The organism is Aliamphritea spongicola (assembly GCF_017051665.1).
GTDB lineage: Bacteria > Pseudomonadota > Gammaproteobacteria > Pseudomonadales > Balneatricaceae > Amphritea > Amphritea spongicola.
Map to the genome: position 1 here is coordinate 1 of NZ_JAFIDL010000008.1, position 24,425 is coordinate 24,425.

General features: G+C 53.6%; 19 protein-coding genes. 8 read left to right on the forward strand and 11 right to left on the reverse strand.

What is annotated here, in order from left to right; translation table 11 throughout:
* Positions 1–660: 660 nt before the first annotated feature.
* Entirely contained in the window at positions 661–1,050 is a 390-nt protein-coding gene (locus JYB63_RS18745; protein WP_205659455.1) for a hypothetical protein, read from the reverse strand.
* 108 nt (positions 1,051–1,158) lie between these two features.
* Here JYB63_RS18745 and JYB63_RS18750 point away from each other — a divergent pair, with 108 nt between their 5' ends.
* Genes JYB63_RS18750 through JYB63_RS18760 form a run of 3 tightly spaced genes read left to right on the forward strand, consistent with a single transcriptional unit; the run spans position 1,159 to position 3,633 of the window.
* Entirely contained in the window at positions 1,159–1,596 is a 438-nt protein-coding gene (locus JYB63_RS18750) for a nucleoside deaminase (protein WP_205659456.1), read from the forward strand.
* Between the two features lie 10 nt (positions 1,597–1,606).
* Positions 1,607–2,452 carry an AAA family ATPase gene (locus tag JYB63_RS18755; protein ID WP_205659457.1) on the forward strand — a complete coding sequence of 282 codons (846 nt, stop codon included), beginning with the start codon at positions 1,607–1,609 and terminating at the stop codon, positions 2,450–2,452.
* 5 nt (positions 2,453–2,457) lie between these two features.
* Positions 2,458–3,633: a vWA domain-containing protein gene (locus JYB63_RS18760; protein WP_205659458.1), complete on the forward strand. Its 1,176-nt coding sequence runs from the start codon at positions 2,458–2,460 to the stop codon at positions 3,631–3,633.
* Here JYB63_RS18760 and JYB63_RS18765 read toward each other — a convergent pair.
* A complete protein-coding gene (locus JYB63_RS18765) occupies positions 3,630–4,388 on the reverse strand; it encodes a substrate-binding periplasmic protein (RefSeq protein ID WP_205659459.1) in 759 nt (252 codons plus the stop codon). The two genes, JYB63_RS18760 and JYB63_RS18765, sit on opposite strands and share 4 nt — an antisense overlap.
* 132 nt (positions 4,389–4,520) lie before the next feature.
* Here JYB63_RS18765 and JYB63_RS18770 point away from each other — a divergent pair, with 132 nt between their 5' ends.
* Both JYB63_RS18770 and JYB63_RS18775 read left to right on the forward strand, forming a co-directional pair.
* Positions 4,521–4,988, forward strand: coding sequence for a GNAT family N-acetyltransferase (locus tag JYB63_RS18770; protein WP_205659460.1), 468 nt, complete (start codon positions 4,521–4,523; stop codon positions 4,986–4,988).
* A 25-nt stretch (positions 4,989–5,013) separates the two neighbouring features.
* Positions 5,014–5,421, forward strand: a complete 408-nt coding sequence (locus JYB63_RS18775; protein WP_205659461.1) for a hypothetical protein — start codon at positions 5,014–5,016, stop codon at positions 5,419–5,421.
* 140 nt (positions 5,422–5,561) lie between these two features.
* Here JYB63_RS18775 and JYB63_RS18780 read toward each other — a convergent pair whose 3' ends face one another.
* Positions 5,562–7,433 (reverse strand): methyl-accepting chemotaxis protein, encoded by a 1,872-nt coding sequence (locus tag JYB63_RS18780; RefSeq protein WP_205659462.1) that lies wholly within the window; start codon positions 7,431–7,433, stop codon positions 5,562–5,564.
* A gap of 222 nt (positions 7,434–7,655) precedes the next feature.
* On the reverse strand, positions 7,656–8,585 hold the full coding sequence (locus JYB63_RS18785) for a LysR family transcriptional regulator (protein WP_205659463.1): 930 nt from the start codon (positions 8,583–8,585) through the stop codon (positions 7,656–7,658).
* A gap of 352 nt (positions 8,586–8,937) precedes the next feature.
* On the opposite strand from JYB63_RS18785, the gene JYB63_RS18790 reads away from it, so the two are divergent.
* Complete coding sequence (locus tag JYB63_RS18790; RefSeq protein WP_205659464.1) at positions 8,938–10,581, forward strand: amidohydrolase; 1,644 nt, start codon at positions 8,938–8,940, stop codon at positions 10,579–10,581.
* 74 nt (positions 10,582–10,655) lie between these two features.
* Entirely contained in the window at positions 10,656–12,278 is a 1,623-nt protein-coding gene (locus JYB63_RS18795; protein ID WP_205659465.1) for a BCCT family transporter, read from the forward strand.
* 144 nt (positions 12,279–12,422) lie between these two features.
* On the opposite strand, the gene JYB63_RS18800 is transcribed toward JYB63_RS18795, so the two are convergent.
* From JYB63_RS18800 to JYB63_RS18830, 7 genes are all read right to left on the reverse strand, one after another.
* Positions 12,423–14,708 (reverse strand): putative bifunctional diguanylate cyclase/phosphodiesterase, encoded by a 2,286-nt coding sequence (locus JYB63_RS18800; protein WP_205659466.1) that lies wholly within the window; start codon positions 14,706–14,708, stop codon positions 12,423–12,425.
* Complete coding sequence (locus JYB63_RS18805) at positions 14,705–15,781, reverse strand: TRAP transporter substrate-binding protein (protein ID WP_205659467.1); 1,077 nt, start codon at positions 15,779–15,781, stop codon at positions 14,705–14,707. The genes JYB63_RS18800 and JYB63_RS18805 overlap by 4 nt, the downstream gene beginning before the upstream one ends.
* Before the next feature lie 296 nt (positions 15,782–16,077).
* Complete coding sequence (locus JYB63_RS23665) at positions 16,078–17,634, reverse strand: ATP-binding protein (RefSeq protein ID WP_205659468.1); 1,557 nt, start codon at positions 17,632–17,634, stop codon at positions 16,078–16,080.
* Positions 17,631–18,344 carry a winged helix-turn-helix domain-containing protein gene (locus tag JYB63_RS18815; RefSeq protein ID WP_205659469.1) on the reverse strand — a complete coding sequence of 238 codons (714 nt, stop codon included), beginning with the start codon at positions 18,342–18,344 and terminating at the stop codon, positions 17,631–17,633. Before JYB63_RS18815 ends, JYB63_RS23665 begins: the two co-directional genes overlap by 4 nt.
* A gap of 44 nt (positions 18,345–18,388) precedes the next feature.
* Positions 18,389–19,177: an enoyl-CoA hydratase-related protein gene (locus JYB63_RS18820; protein WP_205659470.1), complete on the reverse strand. Its 789-nt coding sequence runs from the start codon at positions 19,175–19,177 to the stop codon at positions 18,389–18,391.
* Positions 19,178–19,191: 14 nt separating this feature from the next.
* A complete protein-coding gene (locus JYB63_RS18825) occupies positions 19,192–20,526 on the reverse strand; it encodes an FNR domain-containing protein (protein WP_205659471.1) in 1,335 nt (444 codons plus the stop codon).
* Positions 20,523–22,196, reverse strand: coding sequence for an amino acid adenylation domain-containing protein (locus JYB63_RS18830; RefSeq protein ID WP_205659472.1), 1,674 nt, complete (start codon positions 22,194–22,196; stop codon positions 20,523–20,525). The genes JYB63_RS18825 and JYB63_RS18830 overlap by 4 nt, the downstream gene beginning before the upstream one ends.
* Before the next feature lie 300 nt (positions 22,197–22,496).
* On the opposite strand from JYB63_RS18830, the gene JYB63_RS18835 reads away from it, so the two are divergent.
* Positions 22,497–24,410 (forward strand): alkaline phosphatase D family protein, encoded by a 1,914-nt coding sequence (locus JYB63_RS18835; RefSeq protein WP_205659473.1) that lies wholly within the window; start codon positions 22,497–22,499, stop codon positions 24,408–24,410.
* Positions 24,411–24,425 lie beyond the last annotated feature (15 nt).

Consider the following 24,425-nt stretch of genomic DNA (forward strand, 5'->3'; position numbering starts at 1 on the left):
GAAGTGAAACGTCTTAGCGCCGATGGTAGTGTGGGGCTTCCCCATGTGAGAGTAGGTCATCGCCAAGCACCTAATTAAGAAAGCCCTGCTACGTTGTAGCAGGGTTTTTTTTCGTCTGCAGGAAATGCTGATGAAAGAAACCTATCGCTAGAGGGCATGAGCAGAGATTTACAGCTTGCTGTGAGGACTACCATCGCCAAGCACCTAATTAAGACTCTCTTTAAGAAACTGGCCGCTACGCGATAGCGGTTTTTTCGTCTGCAGGAAATACCTGTTTAGTTGGTTAGCTCTTGTCAGGCACTTGCGCAAAATTCCCGATACGATCAAGGTGCTACGCTGTAGAGATTTTTCGTCTGTAGCAAATAGCCGCTCTCCTGGTTCATTATCAATGTTCTCAATACAACTACATAGCCGGCACTGGGTCATAGACCTTTTGTGCAGGCTGCTGTTTGGCGCCTAATAAAGATTTCCCGCGAGCAACTAGCGTGAAAGATACATCAGTCTTTCCATGCCGGAGTGGCTAATGTGTATTGCAAGGTAGTGGGGGTATAGCGTCTGGCGCGTGTGTTATTCCGGGAGAGAGATGATTTCTAAAGAGAAAAGGGAAGTGTTACAGAGGAGGCTATAAGGGCTGATCGCTCAGCCCTGAGGGAGTAATGATTAGCTCTCGTTAAAAGTACTTTGATCGATTCTTTTGACCAGGTTAGCAACCCAGTTATTGTAGTTTCTGTGAATAACGTTTTTCTCAGCATCGTATTTCATATTGCTGCTTTTTTTGTAATGGATGCTGTAGGAGTCGTTATCGTAGTAAATATCGATAGCCACGAAGTGCTTACCGCGGGGTTTAATTTCGGCAACCATATGGCCAGCGTTGCTTTGTTTGATTGACCAGCCAAGCTGGCTGGCGGCTCTGTGAATATGTTTTCCAAGGCTGTCCTGAGTCATTGAGTTGTTTGCATTAAACACCGCATGATCATCAACATTTTTAATTGGCTGAGTAGTACAGCCAGCAATAAACAGCATTGTAAGCGCGAGGAATACAGCTTTCATATGGATTACGTCCCGTGTAAGTTAATTGATTTGAACGCGGAATTTTAGCAAAGCCATTTTAGAATTTGCTATTTAATGCGACGGTTTTCAGTGATTTAAAGGTGATATATGGATAAATTTCTGCAGGCAGCAATCGATGAAGCGAAACAGGGGCTGGAGGAAGGCGGTATTCCGATTGGTTCTGTATTGGTTATAGATGGTGAAATTGTGGCCCGTGGTCATAATCAGAGGGTTCAGAAGGGAAGCAGTGTATTGCATGCTGAAATGGACTGCCTTGAGAATGCCGGACGCCTGACAGCTGCTGACTATAAGCGTGCAACCCTGTATTCAACGCTGTCTCCCTGTGACATGTGCAGCGGCACAGTTCTGTTGTACGGCATTCCCAAGGTTGTGGTCGGAGAGAACCGGACGTTTAAAGGCCCTGAAGAATATGTACGTTCCCGTGGTGTCGAGCTTACCCTGGTGGATGATCAGGAATGTTATCAGCTGATGCAGGATTTCATTGCAGCGAAGCCTGAGCTCTGGAACGAAGACATCGGTGAGTAAGGGGGCGGCTATGCAATTCCAAGGCACTGAAAAGTATGTGGCCACCGCTGACTTGCAGATGGCGGTGAATGCAGCAATTACCCTGCAGCGGCCGTTGCTGGTGAAAGGAGAGCCGGGTACAGGTAAGACCATGCTGGCAGAAGAGGTTGCGGCCGGACTGGGAATGCGGTTGTTGCGCTGGCATATAAAGTCAACCACCAAGGCTCAGCAGGGCTTGTACGAATATGATGCGGTATCCCGCCTCAGAGACTCTCAGCTGGGCGATGAACGGGTACATGATATACGGAACTACATAAAGAAAGGCATGCTCTGGCAGGCGTTTGAGGCTGATGAGCAGGTGGTTCTGTTAATCGATGAAATCGATAAGGCAGATATCGAGTTCCCGAATGACTTACTGGTCGAGCTGGATAAGATGGAATTCAGCGTGTACGAAACCGGTGAAGAAATTGTTGCCCGTCACCGGCCGGTTATCATCATCACTTCGAATAATGAAAAAGAACTGCCGGATGCATTCTTGCGACGCTGTTTCTTTCATTACATTCAGTTCCCTGATGCGGAGACAATGCAGCAAATTGTAAAGGTGCATTTTCCTGATCTGGAAAAACAACTGGTCCAGGAAGCGCTGGAAGTGTTCTTTCAGGTTCGCAATGTAAACGGTTTAAAGAAAAAGCCTTCGACCTCGGAGCTGATAGACTGGCTGAAGCTGCTGATGGCGGACAAGCTGTCTGCTGACATTCTGCACAGCCGGGATACCAGTAAAGCAATTCCCCCGTTACACGGTGCCTTGCTCAAGAATGAGCAGGATGTGCATATGCTGGAACGTCTGGCGTTTATGGCCCGCCGTCAGCAGGGCTGATAATCATGCTGATCGATTTTTTCTTTGCCTTGCGAAAAGCGCGGGTACCGGTGAGTCTGAATGAGTTACTAGTTCTACTTGACGCGTTACAGAAGAAGGTTGCCTTTGCCAGTCTGGATGATTTTTATCTGCTGGCCCGTCTGTGTCTGGTGAAGGATGAAAAGTATTTTGACCGCTTTGATCAGGCGTTCGGCACCTACTTTCAGGGGCTGGAACAGGTAGCCTTGTTTCCCGAAGCAGAGTTGCCTGAGGACTGGTTGCGTGCAGAGTTTCTGAAGCATCTGACCGATGCTGAAAAACAACAGATTGAAGCGCTTGGCGGTCTGGATAAGTTGCTGGAAACTTTGCAGCAACGGTTGAATGAGCAGCAGGGCCGGCATGCCGGCGGCAATAAGTGGATCGGTACCGGCGGTACGTCACCGTACGGGCACAGTGGTTATAACCCTGAGGGGATCCGGATCGGCGGTGAAAGCCGGCATAAGAAGGCGGTTAAAGTCTGGGAAAAACGGGAATTCCGTAATCTGGATGACTCTCAGACACTGGGGATCCGTAATATTCAGGTAGCCCTTCGCAAACTGCGCCGTTTTGCCAGAGAAGGGGCCGCTGAAGAATTAGATTTGCCGGACACCATCCGCAGTACAGCAAATAATGCCGGATTGCTGGATATAAAACTCGTACCGGAACGGCACAACGCTGCAAAAGTACTGCTGTTTCTCGATGTCGGCGGCTCCATGGATCCTTACATCCGTATCTGTGAACAGCTCTTCTCTGCGGTGCGCAGTGAGTTTAAGCACCTTGAGTACTATTACTTTCACAATTGTGTGTACGAAAAACTCTGGAAGGATAATCAGCGGCGTTTTCAGGAAACCGTGCCGACCGTTGAGGTACTGCGGACGTACGGGAAGGATTACCGGGTGATCTTTGTCGGTGATGCGGCCATGTCACCTTATGAACTGCTTGAGCGCTACGGCAGTGTTGAGCATATGAACGATGAGGCCGGACAGGTCTGGTTACAGCGAATTCTGGATGTCTGGGATAAAGCTGTCTGGCTGAATCCGGCCCGGGAAGATTACTGGCAATATACCCGCAGTACACAAATGATCAGCAAGCAGCTTGATGGCCACATGTATCCTCTGACGCTGGCCGGGCTGGAATCAGCGATTGCCCACCTGGCCCGTTAGCGGTAACGGGCGTGAATTCTGTCGAGGGTGCCGTCTTCTTTCATCGCGCGGAGCGTGGCATTAAATACCGGCAGAATGTCAGCGAAGGTTGACGATTTATTGATGAACAGCAGTAAAGATAGCTGCTGGCCGGCAACGGGAATTTCCCTGACAGTGAAATCATCATCAGCAAACTGTTTCAGGTGATAGCTGAAGATATAAGGATTCTCGACAATCATATCGATACGCTTCATTTTGAGCATATCTGCCAGCGATGAGGTTGAATAGGCTGGCTGTATAAGGTGCTGGTTCAGATTTCGTTTAGCCCAGCCGCTCCCTGCTGTAACACCTATCCGGTAAGGTTTTAACGCTTCAAGTGACAGGCTCGAAGTTTCTTCCAGACGGGGATCAGCCTGGTTCATAAATACTGAGACACTGCCAAAGGTGACTGCTTCTTCGCTGGCAAAGGCATAACTGAGTCGCTCAGGCGTTGCGACTGCAACGTAGGCATCAATTTCACCGTTTCTGACATAGGTTTGTACCCGTTTCCAGGGGAGTACACTGTGTTGCAGCGGTATCTGCATGCGGGTGCCGAGGGCTTCGTTAAGCACATCGACTTCAATGCCACGCACCTGGCCGTTATCGGTAAAACTGTAGGGTTCATATTCGGCATAGGCGATTTTCATCGCCAGCGGCTGAGCAGTACTGAAAGGGCTGAGAAACAAGCTGATAAGCAGCATCAGGGAGTGAATATACAACGGAACTGCAACGCGCATAATACTTCCCCTGAGGGCAGGATAATGAGAAAAATATAAATAGCACAGTTAACGGTGCAGTTCATCCCGGACAACACAGTTTGAGTAGCAGGAGAAGGTTGTAAGAGTGAATGACAGGAGGCGATGACAGGAATGAATCCAGAGGTTTTTATCCGGCCGGCACTTGCCCGTGATAATGCCGCCCTTGTGGGTTTAATGGCAGAACTGGGGTATCACTGGACGCCGTCACAACTGGCCGAACATGTGCCGCGTTTGCGGGAGAAAGGGCACGAAGTCTGGGTGGCCTGTCAGGTAACCGCCGGAAGTGAGGAAAGGGTGGTTGGCTGTATCAGTGCTATTCTTGATATGCGTCTGGCGGAAGGCTGTGTCGGGGAAATTGTCAGCCTGGTGGTATTAGATGAATGCCGCGGTAGCGGTGCCGGATATGCACTGCTGCAGGCTGCGCAAGCATGGCTTGAACCGCAGGTCGGCAGCATTCGTATCCGGGCGAATACACGCCGTGAAGAGGCGCACGGATTCTATTTGCGGGCCGGTTACCTGCCGCATAAATCCCAGCAGGTATTCATCAAACAGTGTGCTGCGCAACATAGAGAAGATTAACCTTCAGTAAAACAGCAAGGAGCGCATGATGATTTATATTATGACGTTTAATGCTGATGCCGGACGGGAAGAGTTTACCCCCGGCGAAGAGAATCAGATTACACCCGGTAAGACCATTGCTGACTGGCTGGCAACTAAGCTGGCTGTTTTTGGTGTCGTGGTTGAAGACTCATACGAAGAGGACTGGGGCTGGGAGATGCGTCTGGATGTGCTCCATGACGGCCAGCAACAGGGATACTATCTGGGTGTCAGCGGCACTGAAATTGGGCCAAAGATTGAATGGAAACTCACCATCACGAAACAGCGCAGCATGCTGGAGCGGTTGTCAGGGCACAATGTTTTACAGCATGGTGACACCCTGATCGAAACGTTGCAGCGTTTGTTGCGTGAAAATGATCATCAGGTGACAGACAGTCACTGGCAACCGGAGTAACGAATATGAACGGGCAGAGGCAGAAGGAATTGCTTCGGAGTAAGAGCCGGGTCTGTTCGGGGTGATGGGTAACGGAGTTAAAAGTAGCGGAAATAAGTAAAAAAGCTCCCCGTCATATCGGCGGGGAGCTTTGACAAGCTTTATGCCTGACGGGCTTCTACCTGAAAGCATTCTGCCGATTCAACCAGTTCCTGACCGCGGCTGGATACCTGAACACTCTGGTCACGGATATCCGAGGTGTACTGGTTACTTTCAACCATGGCGCCGGCAATTTCTTCCATGTTGGCAGAAATTTCCTGGGTTACCCGGGCCATTTCCTCAATACCTACCGCTACCTGATGGTTGCGGTCAGTTACACCCTGAATGCCTTCGTTGATCGCGCTGACAACCGCCAGTGCTTCTTCACTGTGACCCTGACCGACACTGATACATTCGCGGGCACTTTCCATACTCTTGATCAGCGAGCGGGTCAGGGTTGCCATGCTGTCAACGATCGAGGTGATATCTGCCGTTGCGTGGACGGTCTTCTCCGCCAGCGTCCGGACTTCATCTGCTACCACGGCAAAGCCCCGGCCCTGTTCACCGGCACGGGCGGCCTCAATGGCTGCGTTCAGTGCCAGCAGGCCAGTCTGGTTGGCAATATCACTGATCATGTCAGTAATGCTGTCGACCTTGGATGAATGCTGGTTCAGTTCCTGAATTTCCTGATCCACCTGAGAGAACAGGGTGGCGGTTTCTGTGAATGAATTCACCGCCCGGTCAATAACCTTGGAACCTTCTACGGCGGTTTCGAAAGACTGCCGTGCCATGGAGTCCGCATCATTGGTGGTGTTGGTCAGATCCTGCAGCGTCGCGCTCATCTCTTCCGTGGCGGATGCTACCGTGGTGGTCTGTCCGGTCACCTGATCGGTGGTCTGGCTTACCTGTTCGATGGAGGTGTGCAGGACGCCAGCAGCGTTGGTCAGTTCCAGGCTGGTATTTTTCACCTGCCCGACGATGCCTTCCAGCTCATCAGCCATGTGGTTAACGGCGTTGGCGGTGCGGTCAAACTCATCGTTACGCTTTTCGTTAATCGGCAGACGCAGGCTGAGGTTGCCGGCACCAATCCCTTCCAGGCAGTCAATGATGCTGCTCATGGATGCGGTGATGGTACGGGCAATATTGAAGATCAGTACAAACAGAATGGCTGCCAGTAGCAAGCCGCCACCGGTTACCATCAGGCGGGCATCGCTGATGGTGTTCTGCATATCTGCTTCCACCTTTTGCAGCACGGTGGATTTCATTTGCTGAATCAGGTTCTGAACATTGGTGCGAATATTCCCCAGCTGTTCGTCGGCAGCCTGGCGGGTGTTACGGATATCGGTCACCACGGTATCTGCCTGATCAAAGCTGGCAACGTATGCTTCAAAGCTTTCCTGATAGAAGTCATACAGGTTAATTTCGTCTGCAGCGGCTTTGAACTTGGTGAACAGCTCACGGATTTCATCGTGCTGTGAGACTCTGTGCTGCTCAAAGTAGATGTTAACCAGAATTGTCGTATCCCGCTGGATAGGCTTCAGAGCCCCCAGTACCTTGGTGGTCAGCTCGTCACCGACAACATTCACTGCCTGACGTAAGCCTTCTTTGTCGCTCAGACCCAGGGTTTGATTTAACTGTGCCAGCTTACGCAGATTATCAATGTACAGGTTGTAGTTCGCTTCCAATGCCTGGGCATCAGCCGCCAGTGACGCTTCAGTTGCCAGCGCGCTGAGCGAAGCAATTTGTTCACTCTGGTTCAGTACCAGTGCATCCACTGCAGCCAGGTCATGGCTTTCAGCCCGTTCAAATTCGAACAGCCCTAAACGCAGTTCCTGTAACTGAGCCAGCTGGGTATTCACCTGAATGGTTTGTCCGGCACTGCTGGAAACCTGGTTAATAGAGGTCAGGGCAGCATAAGCCAGGGCGGCACAGCTGAGCAGTGTGAGTATCAGGACAGAGCCAAGCTTTGCCCTCAGAGATAGGTTTTTAAGCATTGTACATCTTCCAGTTTGGTGGTTCGGAAGATGATTGTGTCCACTACAATTCCAAACAACCCGAGAGCCTGCGCTGGCCATATCGCTCCGTCGGGGCCGCACTTTATTATTCTTAAGTCGACCGAGTATGCCATTAAATGTCGCGATTTGTAGGAGTGCGACGGGGTTTGTCGCAGATAGACTCCTCACTTTGGGGAGGGGCTGAATCTGTGCAGTAAAAAATCAGTCGCTGGCGGTAAAAGCAGCGAAGCTTTCCAAAAAGGTATGCAGTACCGGCCCCACATGCTCGCCTTTGCGGACGACCAGCGCCAGTTGCACTTCATGGCTGAATAATTCCTGCGGAAGGGTACGCATTTCCTTATTGCTGACCCAGTTTGCCGCATACCGGCGGGGCAAAAAGCCGATGTACCGGCCGGATAATATCAGGAATGCCAGCCCTTCTGACAGATAAGAAGAAGCAGTCGCCGGTGGCAGAGACTGGGCCAGCGGTGATTTCATATCCGGGGCGTAACAGCCCTTGGCATAGCCTGCTTCCTGTATCGCTTCGATATCAATGGTGTCTTCTGTAAATAACGGGCTCTGGTAGCCGCAGAACAGATCTACGCTGATCGGGAAGCGGTGAATAACCCGTAAGTGCTTGCCTGCATCGCTGAACAGGCCAATGCCTAAATGCAGGGTGCCGGCGCTGAGCTCATCTTCTATTTCATCGGAAGACAGCACCTTAATGATGATATGTACATCAGGATGCTGTGCAGAAAAGCGGTGAATGACATCCTGCACCCGGGTGTTCGGCGACATGGTGGAATTATCCAGAATGCCGATTTTCAGTTCCCCGGTCAGCTTGCCATTGAGGCTGGCAACATTGGCATTGAACTGGTCCACACTGGCAAACAGTTTACAGGCTTCGGCATACACCACCTGACCGTTTTCCGTCAGGGAAAAGCCACCCCGGCCCCGGTTGCACAGTTTGATGCCCAGACGGGTTTCCAGATCCTGAATATAGGTGCTGATGCTGGACAGGGCGATGTTCAGCGGTTCCTGTGCCTGAGTAAATCCGCCGCTTTCCACCACCGTGACAAAAATACTCAGCAGCCGGATATCAATGCTGCTGGTTTTGCCGATGGAATAATCACTGTTGTGGTGTAAAGGCATTGGCGGTTCCGTTGTTATTTTTATGAGTATGCACCGTTCATCTTGATAGGGCGCAGGAAAGAGTACAAGCAGAAAAATTTTCAACACGCCGGCTCAGGCGGCTGCCTGTTCGCTATTCACAGATGGAATCCTCTTTGCTCCTGTCGCTTTAAGCCCTTGATAACGGTGAGAAATCATTGTCGTGAGGTGAATTGCTACCCGTCCCGTTACTTCAGATATCTCCAAAGTAATTTTCTGTTATTGATGATTTTACCGAACTAAACCCTTCCATAGACTGGTTAATCAGAGGATTTACGCACAGCACAGGGTGGCGGATCCGAATGGCTACAAATAACAATAATTCGAGGTGCATATGGCCAACTATGCTTTTATTAACGGTGAGGTGATCACCGTTGATGCTCAGGACCGGATTTGTTCTGCGCTGCTGGTAACGGGAAAGCACATTACTGCAGTCGGCAGTGATGCTGAAATACTGGCACAGGCAGACGATCATCAGGTGATCGATTTGCAGGGCCGGACTCTGATGCCGGGTTTCATTGACGCGCACAACCATCTGACCCATCAGGGTGCCGCATTTGCCACGGTCGACTTCGGTTATCCGGCGGTGGCTTCCATTGAAGATCTTCGTAATGCCGTCCGTGAGGCGGCAGAAAACAGCGCCCCGGGTAAGTGGATCCGTGGCTGGGGTATGAACTACGAGAAGTTTGCCGGCGGCCAGCAACCCACCCGTTGGGATCTTGACGACATTTCCCCTGACCATCCTGTATGCATCGTCCATGTCAGCGGCCATAACGTACTGGTTAACAGCCTGGCACTGGAAATGGCGGGTGTAACAGATGATACGCCTGATCCGGCCGGTGGCATGTTTGTCCGTGACGAACAGGGCCGCATTACTGGCTATGCCTATGACAGTGCCCAGCAATTGGTGATTCCGACTAGCGTGGATGTGGGCCATCATGGCCCGGATATCGGTTATGACCTACCGCTGGAAGAACTGGTGGATGACATCGACCGTGCCTGTAAAGCCTACCTGAAAGTGGGTATCACATCGGTTGTTGATCCCCAGGTGACCACCCGGGAAATGCCCGGCTACATGGCTGCCCGTCAGCAGGGCAAGCTGACTATCAAAACTACCTGCATGTATCTCTCGAACCATCAGGATGCCATTAATGAACTGGGCATCACTGACCATATTGGCAATGACCTGCTCTCTATCGGTCCCATGAAATATTACTGCGACGGTGCACTGATCGGTGGCACCGCACTGTTCTATGCGGATGAACCCCAGACCGACCATGGCTGCAAGTGTAATAAAAGCGCGGGCCGCGGTTATACCTACTGGCCGGACATTGAGGCCTTTAAAGAAGCCCTGATTGATACCCACAGCCGGGGCATGCAGTTTGGTGTGCACACCCAGGGCGATATGGCGATGGACATCGTGCTGGATGCGGTTGAAGAAGCCCAGCGGCGCTTTCCCCGCAGTAACGCCCGCCACCGTATCGAACACTGCCACGGGCCAACCCGCGAGCAGGTAGCCCGTATTAAACGCCTTGGGGTGATTCCCGTGACTCAGCCGGGTCAGGTGCATGAAACCGGCGACGATTTGACCAGCATCTATGGCGAGCGCCGTGCCAAACGTTTCTGTCCGCTACGGGACATGCTGGATGACGGTGTACCGGCGGTGATCAGCACCGATGCTTTCGTACAGTCCTATAAGCCTTTTGATGCCATCAGTGCCGCGGTCAACCGCCTGAGCCTGACCGGCCGGGATATGGGGGAAGGTCAGCGCATCTCTGTGCTGGAAGCGATCCGTTCCTATACCTGGAATGCTGCTTACTCGGTTTATCACGAAACCCGTAAAGGTTCGCTGGAAGTGGGCAAACTGGCGGATCTGGCCATCATCGATGCGGCGTTCCTGAGTGTGCCGGTTGCTGAAATCAGCCAGCAGGAAATCTACATGACGATATCCAACGGGGAGATTGTTTACCGCAAATAAATCTGTTGCCGGCCGGCATCTGAGTAAGCCTAAGACCTGAAATACATCCGACAATAAAAATAAATAGGAGAAAGATGATGGATAACCTGTCAGCCACCCGCCGTGGTGGATTCCTCGGGGACTATGACAAGCCCCTGTTCTGGACGACAGCGGGTATCACACTGCTGATTGTTGCCCTCGGGGTCATCAGCCCGGACACCCTGAAAACCTATGCCAGCAATGCCCAGAGTTACCTGAGCAGTCAGTTTGGCTGGGCCTATGTGCTGGCACTTGCCCTGTATGTGGGTATTGGCATTTGGGTAGGTCTGAGCCGCTACGGTAACCTGAAACTCGGTAAAAAAGACGATACGCCAGAATTCTCCACCTTCACCTGGGTGGCCATGTTGTTTAGTTGCGGCATCGGTGTAGGTTTTCTGCTGTGGGGCGTTGCGGAACCGCTGTACCACTACATGCAAACCCCTTACATGGCGGAACCTGCCACACCTGAAGCCATTCCAGTGGCATTGCAGATCACGTCGTTGCACTGGGGGCTGCATACCTGGATGGGCTACTGCATAGTCGGCCTGTGTATTGCTTTCCCGGCGTTCCGTTACGGTAAGCCGATGAACATCGGTATTGCCCTGTACGGCCTGCTGGGTGAACGTACCGAAGGCAGCGTCTGGGCACGGTTACTGGATCTGATCGGTGCCGTGGCAACCATCGGCGGTATCGCGACGGTACTGGGCTTAGGGGTTATCTCCATTGATTACGGGGTGAACCATATCTTCGGTATTGAAACCGGTAATACCGGCAAGGTGATCATCATTGCCTTACTGGCGCTGCTGTACAGCTTGTCTGCTGTCTCTGGTCTGAAACGCGGCGTTGCCTACCTGAGTACTCTTAACGTGGTGATCGTGGTGGCATTCTGTGTATTCATCCTGCTAACCGGTGAAACCAACACCTTGCTTCGCTACTACGTTACCGGCATCGGTAACTATCTGGGTAACCTGTTGCCGATGACGTTCTGGGCTGATCCGCTGCAGAAGAGCGGCTGGATTAACTGGTGGACCGTGTTTTACTGGCTGATCGTTATCTCCTGGTCGCCGTTTGTGGGCGGTTTCGTGGCGCGGATCTCCCGTGGACGTACCCTGCGTGAGTTTATCCTCTTTGCTGTGATGACTCCGACCCTGTGCTCCATGCTCTGGTTTGCGGTGATCGGCGGTTCCGCGATCGGGCTGGAAGCCGGTGGCGAAGTGAAACTGTTTGAAGCGGTACAGGCGAATGTCGGTTCCGGAATTTATGTGATGCTTGAAAGCTTCCCGATGAGCAGTTTGCTCAGCCTGGTGGTGTTCGTCAGCATGATCATCTTCCTGGTGACCTCTGCAGATTCGGCCTGCTTCTTTGTGGCGATGCAGATGTCCAAAGGGGCTTATGAGCCGGCCTTCGGTATGAAAATCACCTGGGGTCTGTTTACCGGTATGCTGGCAATTGTGCTGCTGCTCAGTGGCGGATTAAAAGCGGTGCAAACCGCCTCCATTGTGGCGGGCAGTCCGTTTGCGATTGGTATCGGCTTTATGATCTGGTCGCTGCTGCGTTCACTGAGGCAGGAATACGCCAAAGAGTACGAAGGTGCTGAGGTGACTGAGCCAGCGGTACCGGAAGAAACTGTTGCTGGTGGTGAGATGCGTACCAGCGGAGCCTTCAGCCCGCGGGACTGATTTTACCCTTGATCCTGAAAAACCATGCCGCGGCATGGTTTTTTTATGCCCGGCGTCTTGTAGCGAAGTGCTGTCAGCCGGGGAGCGTGGTGTGTTTATTGGGGTTGTGACTGTTGAGGGCGTTGCCCTTGAAGGTATCTAGGCTTAAGCCTTGCTCAGCAGCGGCCGTGCCTGAGCGGTCAGCCAGTGTTTGAACTGCTTCACCGGCAGTGGCTGGGAGAAGTAGTAGCCCTGTCCCACCTGACAATTGTTAGCCACCAGAAACTCCAGCTGCTGCTGGTTTTCAATGCCTTCAGCAACCACTTCAAGCCCCAGAGCATTAGCCATGGAGAAGATTGCTTTGACGATGGCATCGTTATCATCCGGGTTTGGAATGGTGCTGATGAATGAGCGGTCAATTTTCAGCACTTCTATCGGTAATTGTTTCAGGTATCCCAGTGAAGAATAACCGGTGCCAAAGTCATCCATGGCGATTGAAATGCCCATCGACTGCAGCCGGGTAAGGGTTTTAATTGAGCCCTGAATGTCTTCGATCACCGCGCTTTCGGTGATTTCCAGTTCCAGTTCGCCGGGCTGGATTTGGTATTTCTGCAGGCAGCTATCCAGATAATCACACAGCTGGCTGTCTTTAAACTGCCGTGGTGACAGGTTAACGGCGATTGTAAGAGGCCCCAGCGATTGCTCTTTCCACTCGGCGATCTGTCGGCAGGATTTATCAATGACCCAGTAGCCCAGTTCACAGATCAAGTTGCTTTGTTCGGCAATCGGAATGAACCGGTCTGGCGTGGATACCACTTCACCGTCGCGGTGCCAGCGTAACAGGGCTTCAGCACCGATCACCTCAAAGCCATCCGGGCGGAGCATCACTTTAGGCTGGTAGTGCAGATCCAGTTCGTCTTCCTGAATGGCTTCTTTCAGGCCTTCGATGATCATCTGATCCCGCTGCCGTTGCTGCTCCAGATGGGAGGAGAAGAAGCATACCTGACCCCGGCCCTGTTCCTTGGCCTGGAACATGGCGGAGTCCGCCCGTTTAATCAGTTCATGGGCGTTGGCCGCATCGCCGGGGAAGGTGGAAATACCGATACTGGCACCGGGTTTGATCTTATGTTCATCAACATAGAAGGTGCGCCCGATGGTGCCGACCAGATCTTCCGCCAGCTGAACCAGGCTGTCGTTATCCATATAGCTGGACACAATCACGGTAAATTCATCCCCTCCGATCCGGTATACCGTATCGGATTTACGCAACCGGGCTTTCAGCCGGTTGGCAATTTCGATCAGTAACAGGTCACCGGCTTCATGGCCAAAGCTGTCGTTGGTCCATTTAAAGTTATCCAGATCGATAAACAGCAGTGCCAATGCGCTGGACTGGCGGCTGGCCAGATGGATATCTGCTTCCAGGCGCAGCATGAAAGAGTAACGGTTGGGGATCTGGGTGAGGGTATCGAAATAAGCCAGATGATGCAGTTTCTGTTCCGCTTCCTGCTTTTCTGCAATGTCTGTCAGCACCCCCACATAGGTGGTGTTGGTATCGTTCAGTACGCCTTCAACCGGTTCAACAATGTTGATGTTCAGCCAGCCCGGGAATGTGCTGCCGTCCTTGCGCTGCCCGACGACCTGACCGGACCAGCTTTTTTTCTTCTTAAGAGTATCGGCGGCAAACTGAAAAATGGGTAACTGGGCGCGGTCGGTGGCGTAAATGGCCGGAGGGCGGTGGAGTATTTCGGATTCTTTATAGTGAGTAATGGTTGTGTAACTGGGGTTTATGTCGATGACGTGACCGTCTTTGTTGACCACAAAAACTGCTTCGTCGAGGGCGTCCAGTGCATGCTGGGCAACCTGCAGGGACTGCATCGGCGAGACCAGTGCCAGCCGTAACACAATATACAATGAGCCGACGAACAGCAGGCTGACAATGGCTACCTGAGTGATGTCCACCCACAGGGAGCTGCGCAGGGTTTCGGCAAATTCTTTATCGGAATAGCTGACTTCCACGTGCCCGATAGTCATCGCGCCCAGTGACACCGGATAACTGATGCGGTTGGGTTGCTGCTTCCAGTTCAGCTCGTCATTGTCGGCGTTGAAGCGCTCAATCTGCTGATTATCGCGCTTGATTTTACCCATGTAGAGGTGACCGAAATTACCGAATACCTTGATGCCCTGAATAAATTCAGAATCCATTTCAGCATCCAGAATGGCATCCGCGAATTCTGCGGTATAGGTGCGGTTGTAGGATTTGTTGTAGATGTTCCAGATGGTGGGTTTAACTGAGGCGGCTACCCGTTTGGCAACCGCCAGCCCCCGTTCCTGGGAGGTGCTTTCCATCAGCTCAGCATTCGCCACATACCGGACTGCGACGAAGGAGCTCATCACCAGTAGGGTGATGAGGCTAACGATACAGAACAGACGGATCGTTAAGCGGTTAATCATTGCTGTTCATAATTCCCGAACCAGTCGTAATACTGGTTAAATTCCTTTTTAAAGCTGCGTTTTTTCTCAATGATTTCTTTCGTCAGCGGGTCCCTCTGGGCGTACTTAACCAGCACTTTATCTGATTCTTCGCGCCAGCGGTCGATGTCTTCCTGCGACCACCTGTTGATGTTTACACCACTGTCGGCCAGTTGCTTAAAGGCTTCAAAATCAGAGACTTTAGCCTTCATGGTGACGCTCAGGGTATAGGACTTAATCGCCGATTCCAGAATCGCCTGCAGATCCGGCGCCAGTTCATCATAAGCTGCCTGGTTGATCAGGAAATCGGATAATACGGAAGGTTGCCAGATTGCCGGGACAATGGCGTTCTTGCCGATGTCATGCAGGCCCAGATCCCAGGCGCCGCGGGCGGTAGTCCACTCAACCGCGTCAATGTCGCCGTTTTCCAGTGCCGGACGGATTTCATTCGGTACCAGCGGAATAGTGTAGGCGCCGGCAGCGGCGGTCAGCACTTCGCTGGGCAGACCCGGACCAATGCGGACTTTTTTATTGCGCAAATCATCCAGGCCCGTGATTGGGTCTTTGGAGATCAGGCCAAATTCCATGCCCGGCCACCAGGCAGGCCGCCACATAATGCCGTCCGGGGAGGAGAGATTGTTAGCCAGTTTGGTGCCATCACCGGCCAGGAAAAACATCATGGACGCATCCAGATTCATGAAGTCGAACGGGCCTGCATTCATCAGGGCCCAGGCCGGATGCTGGCCCGACCACCAGTTTGGCCAGCCATTACCCATTTCAATACGGCGTTCCTGAACCGCGGTATAAATATCCGGTCCGGCAGCGACTTCATCACTGGGAATAATTTCCAGCTGCAGACGGCCGGAACTCATTTTGCTGACGTTATCAGCAAGCTCTAAAAGCCCCTGATAATCGATACTTTCTTTGGTCGCCTGAGTTTGTAAACGCCAGGAAACTGAATCCGGCTCCTGATTAATACAGCCAATCAGGCTAAGACATAATGATAACAACAGGCTGGCTGGCAGCAGATACGACTTGCACCAGGAGACGCTCATTGATAGCTCCTATAAACTGTTTATCCGTTTAATACTTCAGGAAAATCCGAGAGCGTGTACAGGTCTGATGTTTGCAGAGCCCTGTCGCTGTCTCCTACAGTGATGATGTCGGTCAGGTACTGACGTTGCTGATCACACACTGTAATTTCGCAATGTGATGCGTAATTAATGTGTCAGATAGAGTATAAACAGAATCGTCTAAGGTCAACGGGGGCAATTGACCTTAGTCATTCAGACCAGTTTTCAGGCAACTTTAAAGAAAACACCCTGCCAGTGGAGGGTGTTTTTGGCGGTGTTCAGGCAGCAGACTGCAGGGAAAAGCGGAAGCAGCTGCCCTGATTCAGCTGGCTTTGTACCTCGATTTCACTGCTGTGCAGTTCAAGAATACGTTTCACAATGGCCAGCCCCAGTCCGGTAGATCCGGTATTGGTACTCTTTGCCTGTTGCTGGGTGTAGAAACGGTCGAAGATATACGGCAGATGCTCAGGACTGATCCCCTGACCGTTGTCGGCAATACTGATGCTGACGGCATCCTGCGGCCGGGCAGCGTCCGCTTCAATCTGCAGGCGGATCTCACCATTCTCCGGCGTGTAGGTCACCGCATTGCGCAGCAGGTTTTCAAAGACCCGCTGGATCAGGCTGATATCCGCATATACAAAGGCATTGTTCTGCAGGTTGACCACTTCAATGTGAATATTTTTGGCCTCTGCCTGTAAGCGGAATTCCTGAATGGTGTCGAAGACCAGTTCTGCCAGTGAAAAGCGCTCGCAGCTGGCGCTCATCTGCTTGGCTTCCAGCTTGGACAGTTCGAATAAGTCCTGAATCAGCTGTCCCAGCCGGTGTGAACTGTGCATGGCGGTGCGCAGAAATTCCATCCGCTCTGTTTCGTTCAGGCTGCTGTTTTTGATCAGCAGGGTTTCCAGGTAGCCCTGAATGGTTGAAAGCGGGGTGCGCAGATCGTGGGATACATTGCTGATCAGCTCCCGGCGGGTCTGATCTGCTTCGCGAAGCATTTCAAACTGCATGCCGATTTTTTCTGACATTCGCTCAAACGTCTGGGCCAGCAGATCAATCTCATCTTTAGGCAGGGGGGCCGTGGCTGGTTGTTGCAGATCACTGCGGCAGTGATCCAGATTCTGTTCGCTGAAACTGTGCATAGCCTGGCTGAGCATGCCTAAGCGGCGCACCAGTAAGCGGAAAATCAGCCAGCCAGCGAGGATTGCTGCCAGGGTAATCACGGCAATGGCGACCAGCACCATGGAACGGCTGTAACTGTCCTGAATGCCGTCTTCAATGTTGTCGTACAGCTGGCCACCCAGAATCACGTACAGGTAGCCCTGCAACTGGCCGTTCTGGCGGATTTCTGCGGCGGAGAAAACTTTTTCGGCATGCATATGGCGGGGGTCTGCGCCACGCAGAGGATATTCAATATCCCCCCGGATAAAGTCCTGTAACGGCCCCAGCGGGATACTGCGCCGGGCCAGGTTATCGTCCTGCAGGGCGTGGGCGAGAATATTGCCCCGGGCATCCAGCAGGTAGACTTCAGCCAGCGGGTTAATCACCATGGCCTGCTGGGCAAGGGCTTCAATGGCATCAACCTGGACCCGGGCGGTATCGCCGTTCTGGGTGATCAGGCTGTACGTGTCGGTGACGTACATAGCAATGCTGAAGTTAAGCTTTTGCGTCAGCTCTTCATAGTAGGCCCGCATCCAGTTCTGGCTGACCAGCATCACTGCGACGCCCACGGCGATAACAATGAACATCAGCGCCAGTGACAGCCGGGTGTTCAGGGTGCCCACCAGGCCTTTTTGCATCCGTTCTGCCGGCTGGGTGGCGGATTCAGCAGGCGTCACAGGCTGAGCCTCTCAGTATCCAGCTTATAGCCAACCCCCCAGACGGTGACGATGATTTCCGGATTATTGGAATCGTTTTCAATTTTTGCCCGCAGCCGGTTGATATGAGAATTGACCGTATGTTCGTAACCGGCGTGGCCGTAGCCCCAGACATTGTCCAGCAGCTCGGAGCGGCGGAATACCCGACCCGGCTGGCAGGCAAAATAGCGCAGCAGGTCAAATTCCCGAGCGGTCAGGTCGATGGTTTTACCCGCCAGTTTCACTTCATGGAGCTTTTCATCAATGGACAGTTTGCCCAGTGTCAGGGTGTCCTGCTCTTTGGGGTTGGCATTCTGAATAGCGCTGACCCGCCGGAACATCGCTTTAATGCGGGCAATAAGCTCCATCACACTGAACGGTTTGGTGATGTAATCATCGGCCCCCAGGTCCAGCCCCAGTACCCGGTCCAGTTCGCTGGAACGGCAGGTGAGCAGCAGAATGGGGACGTAGTTCTGGTTACGTCTGACACTGCGGCAGATTTCCAGCCCGGACGGACCGGGCAGCTGGATGTCCAGAATCAGCAGGTCCCAGTCCATGCTGCAGGCCATGCGCATGCCGCTGTGGCCGTCGCTGACCCGGGTGATTTCAGCCCCCAGATCAGACAGGTGCAGTTGCAGCAGATCGGCAATTTCATCCTGATCTTCGACGATGAGTATTTTCTTATTTTCCATGGGTAAATCCTGTCTCACGGTCACGTCCTGTATATAACCGGTATTCACCGCCGGAATACCGCCGGACGTTTTTCCATAAACGCCTGCATGCCTTCAATCTGATCATCGCTGCCGTAGAGAGCATAGTAACTGCGCCGTTCGAACAGAACGCCGTCCTGCAGGCTGGTTTGCTCTGCCTGCCGGACCATTTCCTTGGCGGTCATGGTGATGGCTTTGCTGTACCCGGCGATCTGCTGAGCGGCTTCCAGCGCGGTGCTGAACAGTTCATCTGCCGGTATCACTCTGGCTGCCAGCCCGGCCCGTTCTGCTTCTTGCGCATCCATCATCCGGCCGGTGAGGATCATATCCATTGCCCGTGATTTGCCAATCAGCCGGGTCAGCCGTTGTGAGCCGCCCATGCCGGGGGTAACACCAATTTTGACTTCCGGCTGGCCGAAGCGGGCGTTGTCGGCGGCAAAAATGATGTCGCACATCATGGCCAGTTCACAGCCGCCGCCTAATGCATAGCCGGATACCGCAGCGATGATCGGAGTTCTTAGAGCGGCAAACCGGTCCCAAGGTTCAAAGAATCCTTGCTGAAACATATCCAGATGCCGCTGTGCTGCCAGCTCTTCAATGTCTGCGCCGGCGGCAAAAGCCCGTTCGTTGCCGGTAAGAATGATGCAGCCGGTATCCGGATCGGCATCCAGCTCATTGCAGGTGGCCACTAACTGCCGCATTAACTGGCTGTTGAGGGCATTCAGAACCGCCGGGCGGTTGAGCCGCAGTACCACCACTCTGCCGTGGCGTTCGGCTAGCAGGGGGCTGTTGTTATCGGGTAGCAAGTCTGACATAGCGTGTCTCCTGTTCAGGAATCCCAGATAGCCCCGTAGGCGGGAATGCCCCGGCTTTCCATGCCGTATACCACCTGCCAGGTGAGTTTTTCATTGGAGATGCAGATAACCGCTTCTGCCCCGTGTTCCTGACAGGCCTGATAGGCCAGTTTGACCAGGTCCGGCTTGCCGTTGGCATCGGTATCCCAGATGTGGGCATCCGGCTGCACACTGAGGATTTCATCCACCAGTGCGTCACCGTAAGTTTTGCGCGGTTCACGGGTCGACCAGATAAGATGGATCGGCACTTCCTGCGCCAGAAGGTGTGGCAATACCGGGCCAATGCCGCTGCCGGTGGCAACGTACACCACCTTTTTGAACAGCACTTCGATGTAAGCCACACCGGCCTGTGGAATGCCTTTAACCCAGACATGGCTCGGCTTCTGCTCAATGAAGTTGCCGGTCCAGTCACCGGCCCGGGAAATCACTAGCCGGAAACCGTCTTTGTCCGGAGACGGTGCGTTGGCAAAGTGATGCCATTCCATTAACGGGTTCAGGCTGATTGCGGTGGACGAACCGGCGAACGGGGTCACTCCGTGGTCGAAGGTTGCTACTGCCACGTGGTTGGAGGGTGTCTCCACCTGAACCGGTACCCGGCGCAGCCGTAACCAGGGCAGGATGATGCTGGCGGTCAGCAGGCACAGAATCCAGAAGCTGGTGGCACCGGTCAGGGCATCGCTGAAGCTCTGGGCGCCGCGCTGATCGTCAATGAAGGACAGGGTCAGCCCCCAGAAAAGTGCCAGTGAAAGCCAGCCACCAAAGCGGTGGGTCCGTTCGAAAGCATCATGATACCGGGCGCGGATATTTTTCTGCGCCATCACCACAATCAGCACTAACAGAACCAGCAGGCCGTAAATCAGCCCCAGACTCTGCGCAGAGATCCCCGGCAGGTTCTGGTGGAACTGATAGCTGGCACTGCCGGCAAAGATAATGAACCACAGGGTACCGGCCAGTGCACCGCCTTTATGCAGGCCGCCATAATGGTAAACCTTACCCAGCGTCCAGCGGATGGCGAGCGGCCAGCTGGTGGGCGCCCGGGTGAATAACCAGAAGAGAAAGTTAATCACATATTGCTGGCGGGCGAGAATGGCCAGCCCCAGGTTAAACAGGGTCAGGTCGGCCAGTACCTGCAGGGCAACGCCTCCGCCGGTCCACCATGACTGGGTAAAGCCGTAGCCCAGCGCCGCCGCGTTAATCAGGAAGATCAGCGTAATCAGCCGGTTATAGTGCATGTAACGGGGTTGTTTGATGGTGCTGCGTAAGCCCTGACGGGGGGCTGGCAGTTCAATTGGCATGTGCTGGCTGGTCATGCGCGTTCTCCGGACGTTTCAATAGAGCGGTGGTATTCAGCGGCGCTGGCTGCCAGCGCGCGCTTGTCGACTTTGCCCCGGATAGTTTTGGGCAGTTCATCGACGGCGATAATAAACAGGGGTTCACAGTAGTAAGGCAGGGCGCTGAGCACGTGCTGGCGGGCTTCATCCGGGTCCACACTGGCTGGGCTGACAAAAGCCGCCAGGTGACGGCTGTTGAGTTTCAGAGCGACCGCATGACTGCAGTTTTCTGCCCGTTCCAGTACCGCGGAAACCGCATCCAGCTCGACCCGAAAACCGCGGATTTTCACCTGATCATCTACCCGGCCGAAGTGCTCAAGTGTGCCGTCGGCGGTCCAGCGGCCCAGGTCACGGGTGCGGAACATCTTGAGTCCGTGACCGAGAAACGGGTCGTCCAGATAGCGTTCCGCCGTCAGTTCAGGGTTATTGATATAGCCTTTGGAGACACAGACACCTCCGGCCCACATTTCACCGGTTTCGCCGATGCCGCAGGGCTCCAGTTTGTCGTTGAGGACATACACGGTGTTGTTTGGCGTTGGCCGGCCGATGCTCAGTATCGGATCGCCCGGACGGTATGTCTCAGCGGTGTTAATGATGGTGGTTTCGGTAGGGCCACAGGAATTATAGAAATCGCAGAATGCGCCCCAGATATCCGCCAGCGGTTGCGGGCAGGGTTCACCGGCCACCGCCACCGCTCTGACTTGATGGCAGCGGCTGGCATCCAGTGTCGCCAGAATGCTGGGGGTGGCGATTAAGACGTCGGCCTGTTCGGCGGTGGCCTGAAAATCTTTGTTGCGGATCAGCAGGGTGCCGCCATTGCCCAGACAACCAAGGATTTCCCAGGCGGCCATATCAAAGGCGATGTTCAGTTGCTGGGCAACCTTGTCACCGGGACGGATGCCCATGTTGCCGGGGGCTGTCAGGAGAATATTCACAAGATTGGCGTGGCTGACCTGTACGCCGTTGGCCTTACCCGTGGTGCCTGAGGTAAAGATGATCACTGCCGTGTCTTCCGGGCGGGCGGCTCTGAAGAAACGCTGTTCGATGTGAATCCCGGCCGGCTGTTCCAGAAAACGGTCAATAGCGATGACTTTCTGCGCACCGTCTTCACTGACCGCCTGTTCATACTGGCGGGTGGTCAGAATAATGGTGGCGGCAACCGTTTCTACAATGTGACGGCGTTGCTGGGACGGACACAACTGCATATCCTGGGGCACATAATTAGCGCCAAGCTTTAGGCAGGCGAGAATACCGACCACCATTTCGATCCCTCGGCGCACAAACAGGCAAACGCTGTCACCCCGGCTGACCTGGTTGCGCTGCAGGTGTGCGGCCAGCGCGTTGGCCTGGGTGTTCAGCGTCCGGTAACTGATTTCCCGGCCGCCGGCTTCACGGACGGCACAGGCATCCGGCTGCAGGGCTGCAAAGTGTTCAAAGCCCTGATGGATCAGTTCAAAGTCCGGGCTGACGGATGGCCCAGTACCAAACTGACAAAACTGCTGTTGTTCCGCCGCCGGTAAATGGGCGATTGCCGGATGCCCGGCAGGTATCTGATACGTTGCCGGTGGCTGATCTTCGGGCAGAGTGTCTGGTGTGGTGTTCGGGCGGCGCAGAAGCTGTCTGTCGGTGCCTGTGGTTTGCAGTGTCATAACATCACCTCATGGGAGGCCGCTGCTGATCAGGAATTCCGGGCACGTTTCAGTCACAGCAAAGGCGGTCAATGTATTGTGGGTGAGGGACATTCTTGCAGGCAGTTATCACAAAACTATCCGTTCGGGATAACAAAACCATGGTATTTTGGACCCGGTGAAGCGATGTTTTCTAACACTTGTTTAAATGTTTGTGACGGGGGAAACTGTTGAAAATCAACGCATGCGCCAGCTATGGCGGTTTTAATCACCGCCCGGGTATGCTTAAGTTGTGTTTGAACATCGCCAGATAGTGAATCTATGACTGCTACTGCTTTGCCACTGGTACTTTGTGGCCCGATCTTACGTCGCCTGACTCCCGAAAAGCTGACCTTGTGGCTGGCGGCATCCCGGCCGCTGGAGAGCCGGTTACACTTATATCCTGACGGCGAATCACAGCAGGAGGTTGATGCAGGTGCTCATTGCCGTTGCTGGCAGGCGGGTGAAGAACTGTTTTTCTATCTGTTCGATATCCCTCTGCAGCAGGCGCTACCTTATGACTGTTTCATTGGTTATGACCTGCAATTACGCCCGGTAAATACAGAACACTGGCAGCCGGTAACTGAATGGGCCAGTGATATCTGCTATCCCGGCCAGCCACGCCCGGGATTTGTACTGCGTTCACGGCTGGATAGGGTACTGCACGGTTCATGCCGTAAACCTCACTATGACAGTGCTGACGGTTTGCTGTTTGCCGATGCCAAACTGCAGCAACACTTTATTGATCCGCAACACTGGCCATCGGTGCTGATGATGTCCGGTGATCAGGTGTATGTGGATGATGTGGGCGGCCCGATGCTGGTGGCCATTCATGGTCTGCTGGCTGAACTGGGTCTGCCGGTGGAAAACATTGCTGAGGTGCAGAGCAGCGAAGCCCGGCTGCATGATCAGGATGCCCACTATTATCGGCGTGATACGCTGCTGCCGACAGAGCAGAGCAGTGGCCTGCAGGACGTACTGTTCCGCAGTGTCGAAAAGCCGGTCTTTACCTCCGACCATGCCCATAACCACCTGATTACTCTGGGCGAAGTGCTGGCGATGTATCTGCTGGTCTGGTCTCCGGCTGCCTGGGAAAAACTGTCGCTGCAGGCACCGCCGGCGCTGGATGACGCCCAGCAGGCGTTGTACAGCGAAGAGCGCCATTCACTGGACCATTTCATTGCCGGATTACCGCGGGTTCGCCGGGTAATGGCCCATCTACCGGTGGCAATGATTTTTGATGATCACGATATTACCGATGACTGGAATCTGACGGCGGGCTGGGAACAGTCTGCATATTCAAATCCGTTTTCCCGCCGGGTGATCGGAAATGCCCTGCTGGGGTATCTGATCTGTCAGGGCTGGGGTAATGCCCCGGAGCACTTCCCTGAGCCGCTGCTGGAACAGGTGGTCACCGGCCTGCAACAACCGGGCAGTGAGCAGTATGATGTCTTGCTGGATGAGCTGCTCAAATTCCCGCGCTGGCATTATCACTGGGACTATCACACGCCGCTGGTGGTGCTGGATACCCGCACCCATCGCTGGCGTTCCGAGAAGAATCTTAACTGGCCATCCGGTCTGATGGACTGGGAGGCCCTGACGGATTTGCAGAATGATATTCTGGGCCATGAGTCAGTGGTTATCGTCTCACCGGCGCCGATTTTCGGGGTGAAACTGATTGAGACCGTGCAGCGGATCTTTACCTGGGTGGGTAAGCCCTTGCTGGTGGATGCGGAAAACTGGATGGCCCATGCGGGCTCTGCGCACGCATTGCTGAACATGTTTCGCCACCCCCGCACGCCGAAGAATTTTGTGATTCTTTCCGGTGATGTGCATTACTCCTTTGCCTACGATATTCAGTTGAGAGGCCGTCAGGGCGGACCTGAAATCTGGCAAATTACCAGCAGCGGTATCCGCAATGAATTTCCGGCAAAACTGCTGGACGTATTCGACCGTCTGAACCGCTGGCTGTATGCCCCTTTGTCGCCGCTGAACTGGTTTACCAAGCGGCGGGGCATGAAGATCATTCCTTATAAACCGGCGAATGCCCGCAGCGGCGAGAGGCTGCTGAATGCGTCAGGTATTGGCTGGCTGGAGCTGGATCATGAAGGCGCACCGGTGACGATTCAGCAACTGACCGGGGATGAGCGCAGTGTTGAATTTCTTCTTCATGAAGATGAAGCCAGTTGGGAATAGACGGTGCTGTCCTGA